The organism is Prevotella sp. HMSC073D09, from assembly GCF_001814145.1.
GTDB classification, from domain to species: domain Bacteria; phylum Bacteroidota; class Bacteroidia; order Bacteroidales; family Bacteroidaceae; genus Prevotella; species Prevotella conceptionensis.
The window spans coordinates 1-389 of the sequence record NZ_KV815116.1 but is presented as its reverse complement, the minus strand read 5'-3'; the positions used below and the strand labels follow the sequence as shown (position 1 = coordinate 389).

Here is a 389-nt window from a genome sequence, read left to right as displayed (position 1 = left end):
AGAAACCATGTGTCCAAGCGTTTGCAAGATTTTCGCAAACGCACGGTGAGCAAATACTTCGCCGGCACCCTTGCAGACTCTCTGTCTGTGGGGCGCGCTGAGCTGAAAGTGCCCCATGGCAGTATGGAGCATGCCAAGATTTTGAGCATCACGCCACTTAGAAAGGGCGAGCTGCCCCACCTGCCCGCAGGCATGGTGAACGTAACGGCGGACAGGAGTAACCCTACCGTTGCTGCCAACTCGAAAGACAGCATCGCCGGTTACCGTTTCCTGCCGCATGGCGAGCACTTCGTCCATTCGTTGGCAAGCATCACCGTGCCATACGACAGTACCCTTATCCCGCAGGGCTATACCGCCGAAGACATACACACTTACTACTACGACGAATT

General features: G+C 55.5%; 1 protein-coding gene. It reads left to right on the top strand.

The window, feature by feature from the left end; translation table 11 throughout:
• A partial coding sequence (locus tag HMPREF2955_RS10220; RefSeq protein WP_371326389.1) for a hypothetical protein occupies nt 1-389 on the top strand: 389 nt, incomplete at both ends.